This is a genomic window from Rhodoferax sp. TH121 (assembly GCF_002251855.1).
In the GTDB taxonomy this organism is placed as follows: Bacteria; Pseudomonadota; Gammaproteobacteria; order Burkholderiales; family Burkholderiaceae_C; genus Allorhodoferax.
The window spans coordinates 38,741-54,581 of record NZ_NOXW01000013.1; the positions used below are offsets into that span (position 1 = coordinate 38,741).

Sequence of the window (15,841 nt, forward strand, 5' to 3'; positions counted from 1 at the left end):
AGAACCGTCGTTTATTTCAATGCTTTGTAACGGACACGTTTGGGCTTGGCGCCCTCTTCACCCAGACGTCTCTTCTTGTCGGCCTCGTACTCTTGGTAGTTACCATCAAAGAAGGTCCACTGGCTGTCTCCTTCGGCAGCCAGGATGTGGGTGGCGATACGGTCCAGGAACCAGCGGTCGTGGGAAATCACCAGCATGGTGCCAGCGAATTCCAGCAGCGCGTCTTCCAAAGCACGCAGGGTTTCCACGTCCAAGTCGTTTGATGGTTCGTCAAGCATCAGCACGTTACCACCGGCGATCAGCGTCTTGGCCAAGTGCAAACGGCCGCGTTCACCGCCGGACAACATACCGACCTTTTTTTGCTGGTCTGCGCCGTTGAAGTTGAAGCGGCCGCAGTAGGCGCGGCTGGCCATCTGGAACTTGCCCACGTTGAGGATATCGAGCCCGCCGGACACATCTTCCCACACAGTTTTCTCGTCGGACAGGTTGTCACGGCTTTGGTCCACAAACGCCATCTTGACGGTGGAGCCAATGACGACTTCGCCCGAATCGGGCTTCTCGCGGCCGGCGATCAGCTTGAACAGCGTGGATTTACCCGCACCGTTGGGGCCGATGATGCCGACAATCGCGCCCGCTGGGATATTGAAGCTCAAGTTGTCGATCAACACACGGTCGCCAAAGGACTTGGTGACGTTCTTGAATTCGATCACTTGGCTGCCCAGGCGGTCGGCCACGGGGATGAAGATTTCGTTGGTCTCGTTACGCTTCTGGTACTCGAAGTCGCTCAGTTCCTCGAAGCGGGCCAGACGGGCCTTGCTCTTGGCCTGGCGGGCTTTGGGGTTCTGGCGCGACCATTCAAGTTCCTTCTTCAGGGCCTTGGCGCGGGCTTCTTCCCCCTTTTGCTCGGCCTCCAGGCGGGCGCCCTTTTGGGTCAGCCAGTCGGAGTAATTGCCCTTGTAGGGAATGCCGGAGCCACGGTCCAGTTCCAAAATCCACTCGGCCGCGTTGTCCAGGAAGTAGCGATCGTGGGTAATGGCCACCACGGTGCCGGAATAGCGTTGCAGAAACTGCTCCAACCAGTCCACCGATTCAGCGTCCAAGTGGTTGGTCGGTTCGTCAAGCAGCAGCATGTCGGGTTTACTCAGCAGCAGGCGACACAGCGCGACGCGGCGCTTTTCACCACCGGAAAGCACGCCAATGTTGGCGTCCCAAGGCGGCAGGCGCAGCGCGTCGGCAGCAATTTCGAGCTGGTGCTCGGAATCCGTGCCCGCAGTGGCAATGATGGCTTCCAATTCGGCCTGCTCGGCGGCCAGCGCGTCAAAGTCGGCATCTTCCGCACCGTAGGCGGTGTAGACCTCTTCGAGACGGGCCTTGGCGGCAAACACTTTGCCCATGCCAGATTCAACAGCCTCACGCACCGTCTGCGTGGGGTCCAGCTGGGGCTCCTGGGGCAGGTAGCCAATGTTCAGGCCCGCCATGGGAATCGCTTCGCCTTCGATTTCCTTGTCAATGCCCGCCATGATCTTCAGCAAGGTGGATTTGCCGGAGCCATTGGTACCCAACACGCCAATTTTGGCGCCGGGGAAAAAGGACAGGGAGATGTCTTTGAGGATGTGACGCTTCGGCGGCACGATCTTGCCGACGCGGTTCATGGAAAAAACGTATTGGGCCATTGCGGTCTCTATTCGGGAGGCGTAAAACCGCCATTATCGACTGCCTCGCCTTGGCGCCACCAAGTGCCCCCTGGTTTCAGGCGCTGTTATCCCCGTTTTCCAGATCATTGCGCAAAGCAGTCTGGGCCACGGCATCCAGAGCGTTGTCCATCACGTGGCCATCAGATACCAAGCGAATCAGGCCCATGCCACGCAAACGGTCCATGGTGCGACGGGACATGGAATGTGCCAATCCACCTGCCGAGGTAAACATAAACAAGGTGCGGTGTGGGCTGGCCCAGGTGAGCTGTGCGCGCACCCATACCCCGTCCGAGGCCAAATCCACCCATGAGCCGGTGCCCAAACTCTCTGCTGACCAGCTATCTTGCGGGGCAGGTTCCGTACCCCCCGGAGTTGCAGACACAGGCGGTGGCAGCTCTTCCTCATCGCGCATGAAGCCCGAGTCCGTCACCTCATCGTCGACCATCCACAACGCGTCGTCGGCCAGCGAATTCCCCTCCTTAGCGTCGACCTTAGGCACCAGCGCCGGTGCACTCCCCCCATCGGCTGCCATGCGACCGGCCTCGAAAGCCTGCTCATGGATACTGATCAAACCATCAAAGAAAGGTGGGATGCGGTCTTCCGGGTAATCGATACGCTGCAAGCCCTGACGCAACTTCACCAGCATCTGCGGCACCATGTCCACCAAACGGGCCCGGTTGCGGCTGGTCAGGCGCAACTGCACACTCCAGATCAAATCGTCCACCAGCGCCAAATAGCCATCGGCGTCCTGTGAGCCGTCGGCGCAGCGCAGTTGGGACTCCGCCACCACCTGCGCCCAGGGGCCGCGCAGAAAACTCACGACCAGCTCGGGAACCCGCTTGTTGTCGACCCGTTCCATAAACTCCTCGGAAAGACGCTGGGCGAGCATATTGCGCTGCTCGGCATGCAGCAAACTGCGAGCGGCTTCTTCAGCGCGCTGGCGATGCTGCAACTCTTCCTGCGCCCACCCCTCCTCGAGTTTGCGCAGTAGGCGCAAAAAAGCGTTGGCATCTCCCTCGCCCCCCGCTAACACACTCACGGCGTTGTCCATGGTCTTCTGAAATCTGGCAAACCCTGGCTCGTCTTCAGAAGTAAACGCCAAGCTCCGACTGGTAATCTTGTCCAGAAAATGGCGCGCTGGGTGTTTCTTTTCACTAAAAAAACGGGGGTCTGTATGCGAAAGACGCAGCAAAACCGGCTCCAAGGCCTTGAGATTGAGGCGGATGCCTGGCAACATGCGCCGGTCTTGAGTCAGGTTGTCCAGCATCAGGCGCACCACCTCTTCGCCCAGCTGCTGACCCAGGGCCTTGCTACGCACCGCATCTTTGGCAGCACGTGAGCCCATGGCCAACGGCACCCCTGGGAAACTGACTGGATTTGCCATGCGTGCCCGCTCCGCCAGTCGCTTCATCATGGGTTCGACCAGCTTCATGTCCTCCAACGCCTCAAACGAAGCGGGTACTGTATGGGTGAAGTCCTTGCCCGCCCCGGCGGCGCTCGGATCCAGTTCACCCGACAACAGCCGGCGCAGCTTGTCCAGCGTGAGCAAGGTACGGGTGACTGAGTTTTCAGCACCTTTTACAGGCCCCCCGAACGGCCCGGTGCCGCCCGTCAATGGCAGCACAGCTTCGACCCCTTGAGAGCGCAGCCAATCTACCACCTCGCGGTAGAGCTGTGCTAGTGCGGCACCCAGCAGGCTGGCGGCAGGGCCCATCAAACCGGCTCGGGCTTCGTCAGCTGGAATGCACTGGGCCAGCGACTCGCGCAGTGCATAGACAAAATTCTCTGGTTTGAGCGGATTCAAGTGGGCTTGCACACTGCCCCAGCCCATCAGGCTGCTGACCAAGCCATTCAGAGCCGGCAATACGGCATCCACGGACAGCAGGACCTCCTGCTCGGTCATGGCCAGCTCGATATTGGCGTCGATCTGCTCTTCATCCAGAAACTGGAAGTCATCAAAGCGCACGCGCGCTGGCGCAGTCTTGCGTTGGGTTGCGCCGCCGTACAGTGCTGCCCGCAATGCAGTGGCAAACGACTGGTGGAATTGATCTTTCTGGGATACCAAAGCCGCGACCACGGCGCGGCGCTGCGGGTTTTGGCGGGCGTGCAGGCCTTTGTTGTTGGCTTCGGATGTTGCCAACTGCAAGCCGGCGATGAGATCGTCGACCAGCGCTTCACTCTGCTCCAGCACCACTTCGATACAGGCCTGCAACGAGGGCTTGGTCGCTCCCGGATCATGGGCCACGCCGAGACGCCGCAACAGGTATTTCTTCATCGTACGCCCATTCTCCATAACCCTGACCATTTGCACCAGTAGCGTGACAGATTGTTACGGCACAAGCCCCCTGTTTTTGAGGTGCATGCAACACCCGTATCGAACTTGGGACCAGGCATGCGACAATAGAGCCCATTGCGGCGCTTCAGTTGCCCGCGATACCAGCACCTCGCTGGGGACTGCCCAACCACAGGGCGTCCCACTTTTGAATCCATCTGCCTTTGACTGACTGCCGGCCCCAATACCAGCAGAACGGCCGATTCCCAAGCGTCCCGGACGGACGCATCTATCCGATGAACTTTGAAGATCTGAAACTGGCCCCCGCCATTGTCAAAGCCGTGCGCGAGCAGGGTTACGAAACGCCTACCGCTATCCAGGCCCAGGCCATTCCTCTGGTGCTCGAAGGCCACGACCTGCTGGGCGGCGCCCAGACCGGTACCGGCAAGACCGCCGCCTTCACCCTGCCCCTGCTGCACCGCCTCTCCATGAGCCGCAGCGCCCAGAACAAGTTTGGCGGCACTGGCATACGTGCCTTGGTGCTGACCCCCACCCGCGAACTCGCGGCCCAGGTGGAGGAGTCCGTCCGCGTCTACGGCAAGTACCTGCAACTGAGCTCCACCGTCATTTTTGGCGGCGTGGGCATGAACCCGCAAATCGCCAAGGTCAAAAAGGGCGTGGACATTCTGGTGGCCACCCCCGGCCGTCTGCTGGACCTGTCGCAGCAAGGCATGCTCGACCTGGGCCAGGTGCAGATGCTGGTGCTGGATGAAGCCGACCGCATGCTGGACATGGGCTTCATCCACGACGTGAAAAAGGTGTTGGCCCTGGTGCCCAAGGAAAAGCAGAGCCTGCTGTTCTCCGCCACCTTCAGCGACGAAATCCGCGAGTTGGCCAACGGTCTGCTCAAGAATCCGCAAAGCGTGCAAGTCACCCCGCGCAACACCACGGTGCAGCGCATCACCCAGGTGATCCATCCCGTGGGTCGCGGCAAGAAGAAGGCCCTGTTGGCCCACATCATCAACGAGCAAAACTGGAGCCAGGTGCTGGTGTTCACCCGCACCAAGTTTGGCGCCAACAACGTGGCCGAATTCCTGGAAAAGAACGGCATCACCGCCATGGCGCTGCACGGCAACAAGAGCCAGGCTGCCCGTACCCAGGCCCTGTCCGGCTTCAAGAGCGGCGATGTGCGCGCCCTGGTGGCCACCGACATTGCAGCCCGCGGTATCGACATTGACGACCTCCCGCACGTGGTGAACTACGAGATCCCCAACGTCTGCGAAGACTATGTGCACCGCATCGGCCGTACCGGCCGCGCTGGCGCCGAAGGTGCTGCGGTCAACCTGGTGTGCTTGGACGAAGAAGGCTTCATGCAGGACATCGAGCGCTTTACCAAGCAGAAGATCGAAGTGAAAGTGGTGGAAGGCTTCCAGCCCGAACCCGGTGAAAAGGCAGAGCCCATTGCCATGGGCCGCCAGACCATCTGGGGCGGCGCAGGCAAGCCCCCGAGCCGTGACGTGATGCAGGCCGCTGCCAAGGCGGCCCGTACTGAAATGCTGCAGCGTGTGCGTGACAGCAAGGCCGCCCAGGGCGCCCGTTCTGGCGGCGGCAATGGTGGCAACGGTGGAAACCGTGGCGGTAACGGTGGTGGCAATGGCGGTGGACGTGGTCCGCGCAGCGAACAGCAACCCCGCCCGCAAGGCGCGCGCCCACAGGGCGGTCACAGCCAGGGCCGTGGACGCTCGGGTGGAGGCAATTCCGAGTTCCAGCCGCCAGCCGGCTTTACCCATGAGGGCCGTACGCCCCGCCCCGCATCGGGTGGTGGTCAGCCTGACCCCATGCGCACGAGCGTCGATATGATGGCCGGACGCGGCGGTCGCCGCGGTGGCGGCGGGGGATATGGCGGCGGTGGCCGCAGTGGAGGCGGCAATGGCGGCGGATACGGTGGCGGCGGAGGCTACGGCGGCGGTGGACGCTCGGGTGGCTATGGTGGCGGGGGCAACGGGTCTCGTGGGCCGCGAGGTTCTGGCGGCTCTTCTAGCCGATAAGACCTACAGCGCAGTACACAGTCTGGGGCGGCGCACGCTGCCCCTCACCCACCCCAAACTGACACAACACATCGTCGACTTCGCGGCGCTCCCTGAGCTGCCGCGGACCGACGATGTTTTTATTTGTCTGGGCACCACCATCAAGGTGGCCGGCAGCCAAGCCGCTTTCCGAGCGGTGGACTATGACGCAGTTGTGGCTGTAGCCCGCACGGCTATTGCGCAAGGCGCTACCAAATTAGGAGTTGTCAGTGCCATGGGCGCCAACGCTCAATCAGGCATTTTTTACAACCGCACCAAGGGCGAGATGGAAGCTGCCGTGTCTGCGCTTGGCTACCAAAGTGTTTCCATCGCGCAGCCTTCCATGCTGGCTGGCAATCGCGCCTCCCTGGCCCAGCCCGTGCGCAAAGGCGAACTCTGGGCACTCAAGGTGTCGCGCTGGCTGGGGCCACTGATCCCGACGAACTACCGCTCCATTCAGGTGACAGATGTCGCTGCCGGTCTCATCCAAGCGGTGAAGGCCGGACAGCCCGGTGTGCGACGCATCCTCTCGGGTCAGCTCCAAGGCGCAGCCAGCCGCGGCTAAGCGGAGTTAGCCGCGCACAAACAGGGTGACCAGCGGCTGGTCGCCCACCTGCTGGCTCCAGTGGCCGTGGATGGCCGGATCGAAGGTCGCACCCTCGGGCAACAGATCGGCCGAGTAGAAGTGATCGCCCGCCTTGAAGATGCGCGACTCGCCGTGCACGCCAATCTCCATCTGGCCTTGCAGGATAAAACACCACTGCGTGTGGCCCGAGCAATGGAACTGGCTGCGGAAGCCTACCGGGCTGGTGCGCAGCTGGTAGCCACCCGACGCAAACACCTCGGACAGCATGGACTGCGGTGTGCCGCCGTCCAGGGGAATGCTTTCCTCGCGGAACTGGGCAAAACCGTCGGTGTCGGTGAACAGAATGACTTTGGTGAACGTGGCCATGTGCTTAGAGAATTGGAAGATGATGCGCACCCATTATTCCCGAAGCCCGCCAACCGACAATCTTGCTGAGGCCCTGCCGGGATACCCGTGATTGCATCGAGGGGACGTTGGTGTCCCCCCTCACCGATGCCGAGAGCAGGCTATGCTCACCACCATTTTCTGAAAGACATCTTCATGCGATTTCTCCACACCATGCTGCGCGTCGGCAACCTCCAGCGCTCCATCGATTTCTACACCGGCGTACTGGGCATGCAACTGCTGCGCACCTCCGAGAACCCGGAATACAAGTACAGCCTGGCCTTCCTGGGCTTTGCGGGCGGTAACCCCGGCCAAGCCGAGATCGAGCTGACCTACAACTGGGGTGTGGAAAGCTACGAGCTGGGCACCGCCTATGGCCACATTGCCCTGGGCGTACCCGACGCCTACGCTGCGTGCGAAAAAATCAAGGCCGCCGGCGGCAACGTCACCCGCGAAGCCGGTCCTGTAAAAGGCGGCACCACGGTGATCGCGTTTGTGACGGACCCCGATGGCTACAAGATCGAGTTGATCCAACGGGACGAAGCCGCAGAGGGCGTGGGACTGCGCTGAACCAATTGCTATTGAAACAATAGCTGCTCGCGCGATATGGAAAAGGGCCAGAGGCCGATTTCATTCTCAATCGGCCGCATAACACGCCTGGATCGCAGCCAAGCGCTGAACAATGGTCCGGCGCAGGGCAGCGGGTGACACCACCTCTACATCGGGCGCCATGCGCAGCAGCTGGTAGCTGGCGTTCTCCAGCGTTTCAATCGGTATCTTGATTCGCAGCTTGCCGCCCTCCGGCACAAGGGACATCTGCGCCGCCACGGCCTTGGCCACCGCGCTACTGAGCTGGCGCAGTTGCTTCAGGCCCTGCGCCGTGGCCCGCACCACAGCATGGCCCTGGTACAGCTCGGCCTCAAAGCGCTGGATGGATTCGGCCCAGTAGCCCGGCAGGTTAAAGCGCTTGGGCCGCGTACTCGGCATGTCCAGCAGCTCCGCACTCAGGATGTTGGAGATACGGTAGGTGCGCGGCTTGGCGTCGCTACTGGCCACCAGGTACCAGACCCCGGCCTTGAGCACCAGGCCCAGCGGGTGCACCGTACGCTGCACCTCGGCCTTCCAGCTGTCGTAGCGCAAACTCAACTGCCGGTCTTGCCACACGGCGGCGGCCACCGTGGCCAGGTGCGGCACCGGGTCGGCCTCGCGGTACCAATCGGCCGGATCCAAGTGAAAGCGCGCCTGCACACGCTGCGCATCATCACGCTGGTGCGCGGGCAGCGCGCTCATGAGCTTGAGCTGCGCATCCACCACCTGCTGGCCCAGGCCCAGCTCGGCTGCAGGGCCAGCCAGCCCAGTCATGAACACGGCCTGTGATTCGGATGCGGTAAAGCCGGTGAGCGTGGTCTTCCAGCCCTCCACCAGTTGAAAGCCGCCATTGCGTCCCTGCTCCGCGTAGATGGGAACACCCGCCGCGGTGAGCTGGTCCACATCGCGGTACAGCGTGCGCACGGACACCTCCAGCACCTGGGCCAAGGCCTGCGCGCTCATGCGCCCGCGGGTTTGCAGGAGCATCTGGATGGTCAGGAGGCGGCTGGCACGCATGTCCGCATGGTATCGCCAATAGCTGACATTCGATGGCAGCCATTCCTGCACACACTCCATCCCGTCTTCACACACTGAAAAGGAATGGATATGGAACACCTCTGGCTCTACGCAGTTTTGGTCTTCGGCATCGTGGTGCTGCCTGGCATGGACATGGCCTTTGTGCTGGCCAGCACGCTGGTCGATGGCAAGCGCTCTGGCACGGCGGCCGTGGCAGGCATTGTGCTGGGCGGCATGGTACACACCGCCATGGGCGCATTGGGCGTCGGCCTGCTACTGCAGCATGTGCCCCTGGCCTTCAATGCTTTGCTGCTCGCTGGCAGCCTGTATGTCGCGTGGATGGGCTACGGCCTGTTGCGCAATACGCAGGCGCTCTCGGAAGTGCAGGACCAACCCTCACGCCCGCTGCATCAAACCTTTGTGCGCGCCACCCTCACCTGCCTGATGAACCCCAAGGCCTACATCTTCATGCTGGCTGTGTTCCCGCAATTCATACGGCCCCAGTTGGGCAACATCGCCGCACAGTCTGTGGCACTGGGCGCCATCACCGCCGCGGCGCAAATTGCGGTGTATGGCGGTGTGGTGCTGGCCGCGTCACAGCTACGTGCCTGGCTACGTGGCAGCTCCACCAGCCAGACCGCCTTCAGCCACTGGCTGGGCGGGCTGCTGGTGCTGACGGCGATGTGGACGCTGTGGATGGGGTGGCGGACCGCATAGACCGCTGACAACAACTATTGACCCACCACCTCTGCGGCCAAGCGCTGCAGATTCTGCTCATTGGCACCAGCCACAAACTGGGCAAGCCGTGCGTAGTGCTCCACCGTGTCAAAGGTCTGCTGCCAGTGCACCTGCGTGCCCTGGCCCAAGGCCTGCAGGCGGATGGTGAGAATGAAGTGGTGGCCGCTGAAGTGTTCGATCTCAAACAGCGCATCCGGCACCAGACGGGTGAATCGGCTTTCGTTCGGGTAGTCTGTGCCGTCCGGTCCGTGCATGGTCATCAGCCACTGACCGCCCAGCTGGAAGTCGAAGGTGTGGATGGTGTTGCGAAACCCGTCCGGCCCCCACCAGCGCTCCACCCGCGCAGGGTCGCTCATGGCAGCAAACACCTGCGCCGGAGCGGCGGCAATGAAGAAGCTTCGAATGTCCGAACGCTGTTCTATGGGTTCCATGCAATATCCTTTAGTCGCGGCGAGCAGCTTCAATTGTGGCGATGTCGATTTTTCCCATTTCCATCATGGCCTCGAACACGCGCTTGGCTGCAGCGCGGTCCGGCGCAGCCATCGCGTCCGTCAGCGCGCGCGGCGTGATCTGCCACGACAGGCCCCACTTGTCCTTGCACCAGCCGCATTGACTCGCCTGGCCACCGTTGTCCACGATGGCATTCCACAACCGGTCCGTCTCCTCCTGGTCGTCCGTCGCCACCTGGAACGAGAAGGCTTCGGAATGCTTGAACATCGGCCCGCCATTGAGCCCCAGGCAGGGGATGCCCATCACGGTGAACTCCACCGTCAGCACATTGCCCGCCTTGCCCATGGGGTAGTCACCCGGCGCGTAGTGGGCGGCACCCACCGCGCTATTGGGAAATGTCTTGGCATAAAACTCCGCGGCTTCCAGTGCGCCGCCGTCGTACCAGATGCAGATGGTGCTTTTGGGGGTCATGGTGTGTTTCCTTGGATAGGACTTGCCGCCGTTACTGCTTGGTGAACACCACATGCGTGGCCAGTGGTGAGCTCTCGTGCCGCGTGCAGGCGTAGCCTAAAGCCGGCAGGTTGACACCTTCAAAGAGCCGCTCCCCCGCGCCCAACAAAACCGGCGAGATGGCAATGTGCATTTCATCAATCCACCCCAGGCGCAGGTACTGCTGGATGGAATTCACGCCGCCGCCCACGCGCACATCCTTGCCCCCAGCGGCCTCCCGAGCACGTTGCAGCGCGACCTCGAGGCCTTCAGTCACGAAGTGGAAAGTGGTACCACCCTCCATCACCAGCGGTGCGCGCGCGTGGTTTGTCAGCACAAACACCGGTACGTGGTACACCGGGTTCTCGCCCCACCAGCCGCGCCAGCTCTCGTCCGGCCAGGGGCCGCGCACCGGGCCGAACATATTGCGCCCCAGAATCCAGGCGCCCATGTTCCGGAAGCCGCGCTGGGCAAAGTCATCGTCAATGCCTGTGGCACCGCCGTCACTGTTACCAAACACCTTGGTCTGAAACGTGCGCGTGGACATCGCCCAGCCATGCAGCGCGGTGCCGCCCACACCGAGCGGGTTGGCCAGGTCTTGGTCCGGGCCGGCACCAAAGCCGTCCAGCGAAATGGTGAAACTTTCAACTCGGAGTTTGGACATTGCTACCTCTGCGTGTGGAACTGTTGATTGCATCGCTTCTGCAAAGCTGACCTCGACTCCAGTCCAATCCGAAACGGGGCACATAGTGTGCGGCTGGCATTAGCGATTTGCGGTTCTGGCACATGCCATGTACTCGTCTTGCAGTGTTTGTTCTTCTGCCCGCCGGGTGGTTTGTTCTTGAAATGTGAGCGTTCTTCCTCGGTACCGGGTCGCCACCTCATCCCCACAGCGGCGAACCGACGCCAAACAATCATTGATTCTTGAGACCTCGGCAGGAGACATAGCTGGCCTGCTGGAGCGGATGCACTCTTCATGCCGCTTCGCTACAGTGGCCATTGCCGCATTCAGCTCTTGGGACCAAGCTAGGTACGCCGTTTGATCATGTTTGGACGGCGGATTCACCGAAAACTCACGTACGACCCTGTCCTGCGCGGCCTCTGCATCAGAATCACACTTGTGCTGCGCCAGCGCGCCCAAGGGCTGCAATGCGATTAAAAAAATGATGGTGAAACCGGAGCGATTCAAGGCGATTCTCCTAGTGACTTGCCGGTGGCTCTTTTGAAACTCCATGGGGTTTCAGGCAGCGCACAAACACATCGCGCAATGATGCATGCAAACCAAGTCGGCAGCTAGTGCATGGATGTGACGAAAGGCATGTATTTCCTTGCGAAGGAATAACTCACCACAAAATATGCGACTGTCTGCGCAATAAAAAAGAGGGCCACAGCCCCCTTTTGATAGACCCCCATCGACAACAGTTACTTCCGCAGAGCCTGCGTGTCCTTGGCCAGCTGCGTGATTTTGTCCCACTCGCCCTTGGCCATCGCGTCAGCCGGAACGATCCAGGAGCCGCCCACACACACCACGTTGGGCAGTGCCAGAAACTCAGGCGCGTTTTGCAACGTCACGCCACCGGTGGGGCAGAACTTCACGTCGAAGAAAGGGCCGCCCCAAGCCTTGAGCATGGCGGGGCCGCCAGCTTGCATGGCGGGGAAGAACTTGAGCTGGGTAAAGCCGTCTTCCTGCGCCATCATGATCTCGCTGCCGGTAGCCACGCCGGGCAACAGCGACAGGCCCAGATCACGGCAGGCTTGGCCTACGGCGCTGGTGTAGCCGGGACTCACGGCAAAGCGCGCACCGGCATTGGCGGCGGCTTGTGCATCGGCCTTGCTGCGCACGGTACCGGCGCCGACCACGGCTTCGGGCACATCACGGGCAATGGCTTCCATGCAGGCCAAGGCTTGCGGTGTGCGCAGCGTGACTTCCAGCATGCGCACGCCGCCGGCCACCAGGGCGCGGGCCATGGGCACGGCGTGGGCCACGTCGTTCAGCACGATGACGGGGATAACGGGCGCGTCCTGCATCACTTGCAGGGCGGTAAAGGCGGGGGCTTGAGACATATGAATTCCAGATCGACGTGGTAAGTTGTTGGGTTCTTCAGAACCAGGTGCAGGCGCCCTCTTCGGCGGCAAGTGCGTTACGGCGGAAGTTGGCGAACAGTTCGCGGCCCATGCCGACGCCATTGGCAGCGCGCAGGTCTTCCGGCATGGTGGCCAATGGGCGTGCGGCCCATTCGGCATCGCTCACCAGCACTTGCAGAGTTTCCGCTGCGGCGTCCAGACGGATGATGTCACCATCGCGCACCTTGGCCAGGGGGCCACCGGCGGCGGCTTCGGGCGACACGTGGATGGCAGCGGGCACCTTGCCCGATGCGCCACTCATGCGACCATCGGTCACCAGCGCCACGCGGAAGCCCTTGCCCTGCAGCACGGCCAGCGGAGGTGTTAGCTTGTGCAGCTCGGGCATCCCGTTGGCCTGTGGGCCCTGCCAACGCACCACGCAAATCACATCGTGGTTCAACTCGTTGGCGCTGAAGGCTTTGTGCAGCGCGTCTTGCGAATCGAATACGCGGCATGGTGCCTCGATGATGTGGCGGTCTTCGGGCACGGCGGACACCTTGATGACGCTGCGGCCCAGGTTGCCCTTGAGCAACTTGAGGCCACCGCTGGCACTGAAGGGGCTACTTGCGGGGCGCACCACGCTGTCGTCTTTGCTGACACCGGGGTCTTGCCACTGCAAGCTGCCATCGGCCTTAGCCGAGGGAATGGCGGTGAACTCACGCAGGCCACCACTGCGCACGGTCAGCACATCGGCGTGCATGAAGCCGGCGTCCAGCAGTTCGCGGATCACGTAGCCAGGGCCACCAGCGGCCTGGAACTGGTTCACATCGGCGCTGCCGTTGGGGTACACGCGGCTCAGCAGCGGCACCACGTCCGACAGAGCGGAGAAGTCGTTCCAGTCGATCACGATGCCCGCCGCACGGGCCACGGCGACCCAATGGATCAAATGGTTGGTGGAGCCGCCAGTGGCCAGCAAGGCCACCATGGCGTTGACGATGCAGCGCTCGTCCACCACCTTGCCAATAGGCGCAAAGCGCTTGGCTTTGGTGATGCCCAGCACGGTGCGCACGGCCTCGCGGGTCAGCTCCTGGCGCACACCGTCGCCGGGGTTGATGAAGGCGGTGCCGGGCACATGCAGGCCCATGGCTTCGAGCAGCATCTGGTTGCTGTTGGCCGTGCCATAAAAGGTGCAGGTGCCTTCGCCGTGGTAGGCGGCACTCTCAGCGGCCAGCAGCTCGGGGCGGCCCACCAGGCCTTGGGCGGCTTTCTCGCGGACCTTGGCCTTTTCGTTGTTGGGCAGGCCAGACTTCATGGGGCCGGCGGGCACAAACACCGTGGGCAAATGGCCAAAGTGCAGCGCGCCAATCAACAGACCGGGCACGATCTTGTCGCAGACGCCCAGCATCAGCGCGCAGTCAAACACATCGTGGCTCAGTGACACAGCCGTGGCCATGGCAATGGCGTCGCGGCTGAACAGGCTGAGTTCCATGCCGGGTGTGCCTTGCGTGACGCCGTCGCACATGGCGGGCACGCCGCCGGCCACCTGGGCCGTGGCGCCGTGCTTGCGGGCTTCCACCTTGATGAGGTCGGGGTAGTGCTGCAGCGGCGCGTGGGCCGAGAGCAGGTCGTTGTAGGCGTTGACGATGCCGATGTTGGCGCCCTTCTCTTCCACGATCTTGAGCTTGTCCAGCCCGGTGACGCGGGTCTTGTCTGCTTCGGGCATGGCGGCAAAGGCGTGGGCCACATTGGCACAGCCCATGCGGTCGGCGCCGGGCTTGCGGTTGGCCGCTAGCTCCATTTGGGCCAGGTAGGCGGCACGGCTGGTGGCACTGCGCTCCACGATACGGCGGGTCACGGCCTCAACAACAGGGTGCAAGGCGGCAGGAGAAGAAGTGGTGTCTGGCATGGTGTTCTTGTAACTAAATTACAGATTCTGATAGTAACTGCGAATGCCATGCTTGTGTATGGCCGGAGTTACCAGGCGGGTACGAACTGGCCCCCACGTTCCGCCCACGCACGGCCTCTGGGCCGTGTAGGGCGTATTGCCACAACGTGAGTGCATCTGCGTCCGCAGATGCACGAGCGGGTCGCTGCCCCCCCCAAGGGAGCTGTTTCGCCTTGGGGCGGCCCTGCGGCGAAACTGGCGCCCAGCTCAATCTAGGACCGGATTTGCCACGTGGCGCGGGCCCGCTCCAGGTCATCCACGGTGTCAATGTCAAGCACGCAACCAGCGTCATTCACTACCAATTTGATAGCTTTTCGCGCAGATACTACGGGCGCTGCACCCGTATTTCCCTTCAAATTGGCGAGTGCATCAACGCAGCCTGCAGCAAAGCGCACTGGGTGGCCACGCTGGCCTTCAAAGTACGGCACCAGCACGTCCCCGTCCAGTGGGGCGCGGGCGATGGTCACCAAGGTGTCCGCCCGCACCAGCGGCAGGTCGGCCGGCAGCACCATCCAGCCGCCAACCGCTTCGCGCGTGGCACGCACGGCAGCGGCAATGCTGTCGCCCATACCGGGGTGGCCCCTGTCCTCCAAGTGCCAGCGCAGACCACTGGCGCGCACGGCGTCCAGCGTGCGCTGTAGCACGGTCTTGCCGCACAAGTCGGCCTGCAGTTTGTGGGTGCGGCCGCCCGATGCCAGAAAGCGCTCGCCCCGGCCCGAGGCCAGCACCAGCATCACGGGCAGGCGGTCAGCATCGGGCAGCATGTGGGGGGGTGGGCGGCAACATCGCGGCATGGTAGCTGACCTGCCGCAAGCAGTGGGTATGGCACGCTGCCTATACTGACCGCATGACCTCTATTGCCGACCTCCGCAAAAGCTACGAACGCGCCGAGCTGGACGAAACCGCCTCGCACGCCGACCCCTTGCAACAGTTTGACCAGTGGCTCAAAGAAGCCATTGCCGGCGAGGTGCCCGAGCCCAACGCCATGACCCTGGCCACCGTAGGCAGCAACCTGCGCCCCAGCACCCGCGTGGTGCTGATCAAGGGGTATGACGCGAGCGGCATCGTCTGGTATACCAACTACGCCAGCCGCAAAGGCAACGAGCTGGCCGGCAATCCCTACGCAGCCCTGCAGTTCCACTGGGTGGAGCTGGAGCGCGTGGTGCGCATTGAGGGGGTAGTGGAAAAGGTGAGCAATGAGGAGAGCGATGCCTACTTCCACAGCCGCCCGTTGGATTCGCGGATTGGTGCTTGGGCGTCGCCACAGAGCGAGGTGATTCCGGGGCGGGGTGTGCTGGTCACCAATGCCGCCAAGTACGCCGCGCAGTTTTTGCTGCAGCCGCCGCGACCACCGCACTGGGGGGGCTACCGCTTGAAGCCGGACAGCTGGCAGTTTTGGCAGGGGCGCAGGAGCCGGCTGCATGACCGCTTGCGCTACACCTTGGAAGCGGATGGCAGTTGGAAGCGGGACCGGTTGGCGCCCTGACTCTTCTGCTTTTTTGGGGTGCACCTCTTTTTTGGACACCCACTCCCCCAGCCCCTCGCCCC

At 62.4% G+C, this 15,841-nt stretch carries 16 protein-coding genes; 5 read left to right on the plus strand and 11 right to left on the minus strand.

Annotated features, from left to right (window positions below):
• Positions 1 to 11: 11 nt before the first annotated feature.
• Both ettA and CHU94_RS01005 read right to left on the minus strand, forming a co-directional pair.
• Positions 12 to 1,673, minus strand: a complete 1,662-nt coding sequence (ettA, locus tag CHU94_RS01000; RefSeq protein ID WP_094475831.1) for an energy-dependent translational throttle protein EttA — start codon at positions 1,671 to 1,673, stop codon at positions 12 to 14.
• 76 nt (positions 1,674 to 1,749) lie between these two features.
• Positions 1,750 to 3,969 (minus strand): DUF1631 family protein, encoded by a 2,220-nt coding sequence (locus CHU94_RS01005; RefSeq protein ID WP_176451888.1) that lies wholly within the window; start codon positions 3,967 to 3,969, stop codon positions 1,750 to 1,752.
• Positions 3,970 to 4,262: 293 nt separating this feature from the next.
• Between CHU94_RS01005 and CHU94_RS01010 the strand changes: the two genes are divergently transcribed.
• Together CHU94_RS01010 and CHU94_RS01015 are read left to right on the plus strand one after the other, a co-directional pair.
• Positions 4,263 to 6,014, plus strand: coding sequence for a DEAD/DEAH box helicase (locus tag CHU94_RS01010; protein WP_094475835.1), 1,752 nt, complete (start codon positions 4,263 to 4,265; stop codon positions 6,012 to 6,014).
• Entirely contained in the window at positions 5,977 to 6,597 is a 621-nt protein-coding gene (locus tag CHU94_RS01015; protein ID WP_255033716.1) for a nucleoside-diphosphate sugar epimerase, read from the plus strand. Before CHU94_RS01010 ends, CHU94_RS01015 begins: the two co-directional genes overlap by 38 nt.
• Positions 6,598 to 6,603: 6 nt before the next feature.
• Here CHU94_RS01015 and CHU94_RS01020 read toward each other — a convergent pair whose 3' ends face one another.
• Positions 6,604 to 6,984, minus strand: coding sequence for a hypothetical protein (locus CHU94_RS01020; RefSeq protein ID WP_094475909.1), 381 nt, complete (start codon positions 6,982 to 6,984; stop codon positions 6,604 to 6,606).
• Between the two features lie 174 nt (positions 6,985 to 7,158).
• Here CHU94_RS01020 and gloA point away from each other — a divergent pair, with 174 nt between their 5' ends.
• Positions 7,159 to 7,572: a lactoylglutathione lyase gene (gene gloA, locus CHU94_RS01025; protein ID WP_094475839.1), complete on the plus strand. Its 414-nt coding sequence runs from the start codon at positions 7,159 to 7,161 to the stop codon at positions 7,570 to 7,572.
• A 66-nt stretch (positions 7,573 to 7,638) separates the two neighbouring features.
• Here the strand turns inward: gloA and CHU94_RS01030 are convergent, their stop codons facing one another.
• Positions 7,639 to 8,607: a YafY family protein gene (locus CHU94_RS01030; protein WP_094475911.1), complete on the minus strand. Its 969-nt coding sequence runs from the start codon at positions 8,605 to 8,607 to the stop codon at positions 7,639 to 7,641.
• Positions 8,608 to 8,697: 90 nt separating this feature from the next.
• Between CHU94_RS01030 and CHU94_RS01035 the strand changes: the two genes are divergently transcribed.
• Positions 8,698 to 9,324 carry a LysE family translocator gene (locus tag CHU94_RS01035; RefSeq protein ID WP_094475913.1) on the plus strand — a complete coding sequence of 209 codons (627 nt, stop codon included), beginning with the start codon at positions 8,698 to 8,700 and terminating at the stop codon, positions 9,322 to 9,324.
• A 14-nt stretch (positions 9,325 to 9,338) separates the two neighbouring features.
• On the opposite strand, the gene CHU94_RS01040 is transcribed toward CHU94_RS01035, so the two are convergent.
• The 7 genes from CHU94_RS01040 to CHU94_RS01070 all read right to left on the minus strand — a co-directional run bounded on the left by CHU94_RS01040 (position 9,339) and on the right by CHU94_RS01070 (position 15,057).
• The gene (locus CHU94_RS01040) at positions 9,339 to 9,776 is read right to left on the minus strand and encodes an SRPBCC domain-containing protein (protein WP_094475841.1); all 438 of its coding nucleotides are present in this window, start codon (positions 9,774 to 9,776) and stop codon (positions 9,339 to 9,341) included.
• Between the two features lie 10 nt (positions 9,777 to 9,786).
• Positions 9,787 to 10,266 (minus strand): VOC family protein, encoded by a 480-nt coding sequence (locus CHU94_RS01045; RefSeq protein WP_094475843.1) that lies wholly within the window; start codon positions 10,264 to 10,266, stop codon positions 9,787 to 9,789.
• A 31-nt stretch (positions 10,267 to 10,297) separates the two neighbouring features.
• Positions 10,298 to 10,948, minus strand: coding sequence for a dihydrofolate reductase family protein (locus CHU94_RS01050; protein WP_094475845.1), 651 nt, complete (start codon positions 10,946 to 10,948; stop codon positions 10,298 to 10,300).
• 99 nt (positions 10,949 to 11,047) lie between these two features.
• Positions 11,048 to 11,473, minus strand: coding sequence for a hypothetical protein (locus CHU94_RS01055; protein ID WP_141211349.1), 426 nt, complete (start codon positions 11,471 to 11,473; stop codon positions 11,048 to 11,050).
• Positions 11,474 to 11,706: 233 nt separating this feature from the next.
• Complete coding sequence (eda, locus tag CHU94_RS01060) at positions 11,707 to 12,348, minus strand: bifunctional 4-hydroxy-2-oxoglutarate aldolase/2-dehydro-3-deoxy-phosphogluconate aldolase (protein WP_094475849.1); 642 nt, start codon at positions 12,346 to 12,348, stop codon at positions 11,707 to 11,709.
• Between the two features lie 37 nt (positions 12,349 to 12,385).
• Positions 12,386 to 14,254, minus strand: a complete 1,869-nt coding sequence (gene edd / locus CHU94_RS01065) for a phosphogluconate dehydratase (protein ID WP_094475851.1) — start codon at positions 14,252 to 14,254, stop codon at positions 12,386 to 12,388.
• Positions 14,255 to 14,505: 251 nt separating this feature from the next.
• A complete protein-coding gene (locus CHU94_RS01070; RefSeq protein WP_094475853.1) occupies positions 14,506 to 15,057 on the minus strand; it encodes an NTP transferase domain-containing protein in 552 nt (183 codons plus the stop codon).
• A gap of 83 nt (positions 15,058 to 15,140) precedes the next feature.
• Between CHU94_RS01070 and pdxH the strand changes: the two genes are divergently transcribed.
• On the plus strand, positions 15,141 to 15,779 hold the full coding sequence (gene pdxH, locus CHU94_RS01075) for a pyridoxamine 5'-phosphate oxidase (protein ID WP_094475855.1): 639 nt from the start codon (positions 15,141 to 15,143) through the stop codon (positions 15,777 to 15,779).
• Positions 15,780 to 15,841 lie beyond the last annotated feature (62 nt).

Coding starts and splice junctions, on each gene's coding strand:
- ettA (WP_094475831.1), bottom strand. CDS start 1,673: ATGGCCCAATACGTTTTTTCCATGAACCGCGTCGGCAAGATCGTGCCG.
- CHU94_RS01005 (WP_176451888.1), bottom strand. CDS start 3,969: ATGAAGAAATACCTGTTGCGGCGTCTCGGCGTGGCCCATGATCCGGGA.
- CHU94_RS01010 (WP_094475835.1), top strand. CDS start 4,263: ATGAACTTTGAAGATCTGAAACTGGCCCCCGCCATTGTCAAAGCCGTG.
- CHU94_RS01020 (WP_094475909.1), bottom strand. CDS start 6,984: ATGGCCACGTTCACCAAAGTCATTCTGTTCACCGACACCGACGGTTTT.
- gloA (WP_094475839.1), top strand. CDS start 7,159: ATGCGATTTCTCCACACCATGCTGCGCGTCGGCAACCTCCAGCGCTCC.
- CHU94_RS01030 (WP_094475911.1), bottom strand. CDS start 8,607: ATGCGTGCCAGCCGCCTCCTGACCATCCAGATGCTCCTGCAAACCCGC.
- CHU94_RS01035 (WP_094475913.1), top strand. CDS start 8,698: ATGGAACACCTCTGGCTCTACGCAGTTTTGGTCTTCGGCATCGTGGTG.
- CHU94_RS01040 (WP_094475841.1), bottom strand. CDS start 9,776: ATGGAACCCATAGAACAGCGTTCGGACATTCGAAGCTTCTTCATTGCC.
- CHU94_RS01045 (WP_094475843.1), bottom strand. CDS start 10,266: ATGACCCCCAAAAGCACCATCTGCATCTGGTACGACGGCGGCGCACTG.
- CHU94_RS01050 (WP_094475845.1), bottom strand. CDS start 10,948: ATGTCCAAACTCCGAGTTGAAAGTTTCACCATTTCGCTGGACGGCTTT.
- eda (WP_094475849.1), bottom strand. CDS start 12,348: ATGTCTCAAGCCCCCGCCTTTACCGCCCTGCAAGTGATGCAGGACGCG.
- edd (WP_094475851.1), bottom strand. CDS start 14,254: ATGCCAGACACCACTTCTTCTCCTGCCGCCTTGCACCCTGTTGTTGAG.
- CHU94_RS01070 (WP_094475853.1), bottom strand. CDS start 15,057: ATGCTGCCCGATGCTGACCGCCTGCCCGTGATGCTGGTGCTGGCCTCG.
- pdxH (WP_094475855.1), top strand. CDS start 15,141: ATGACCTCTATTGCCGACCTCCGCAAAAGCTACGAACGCGCCGAGCTG.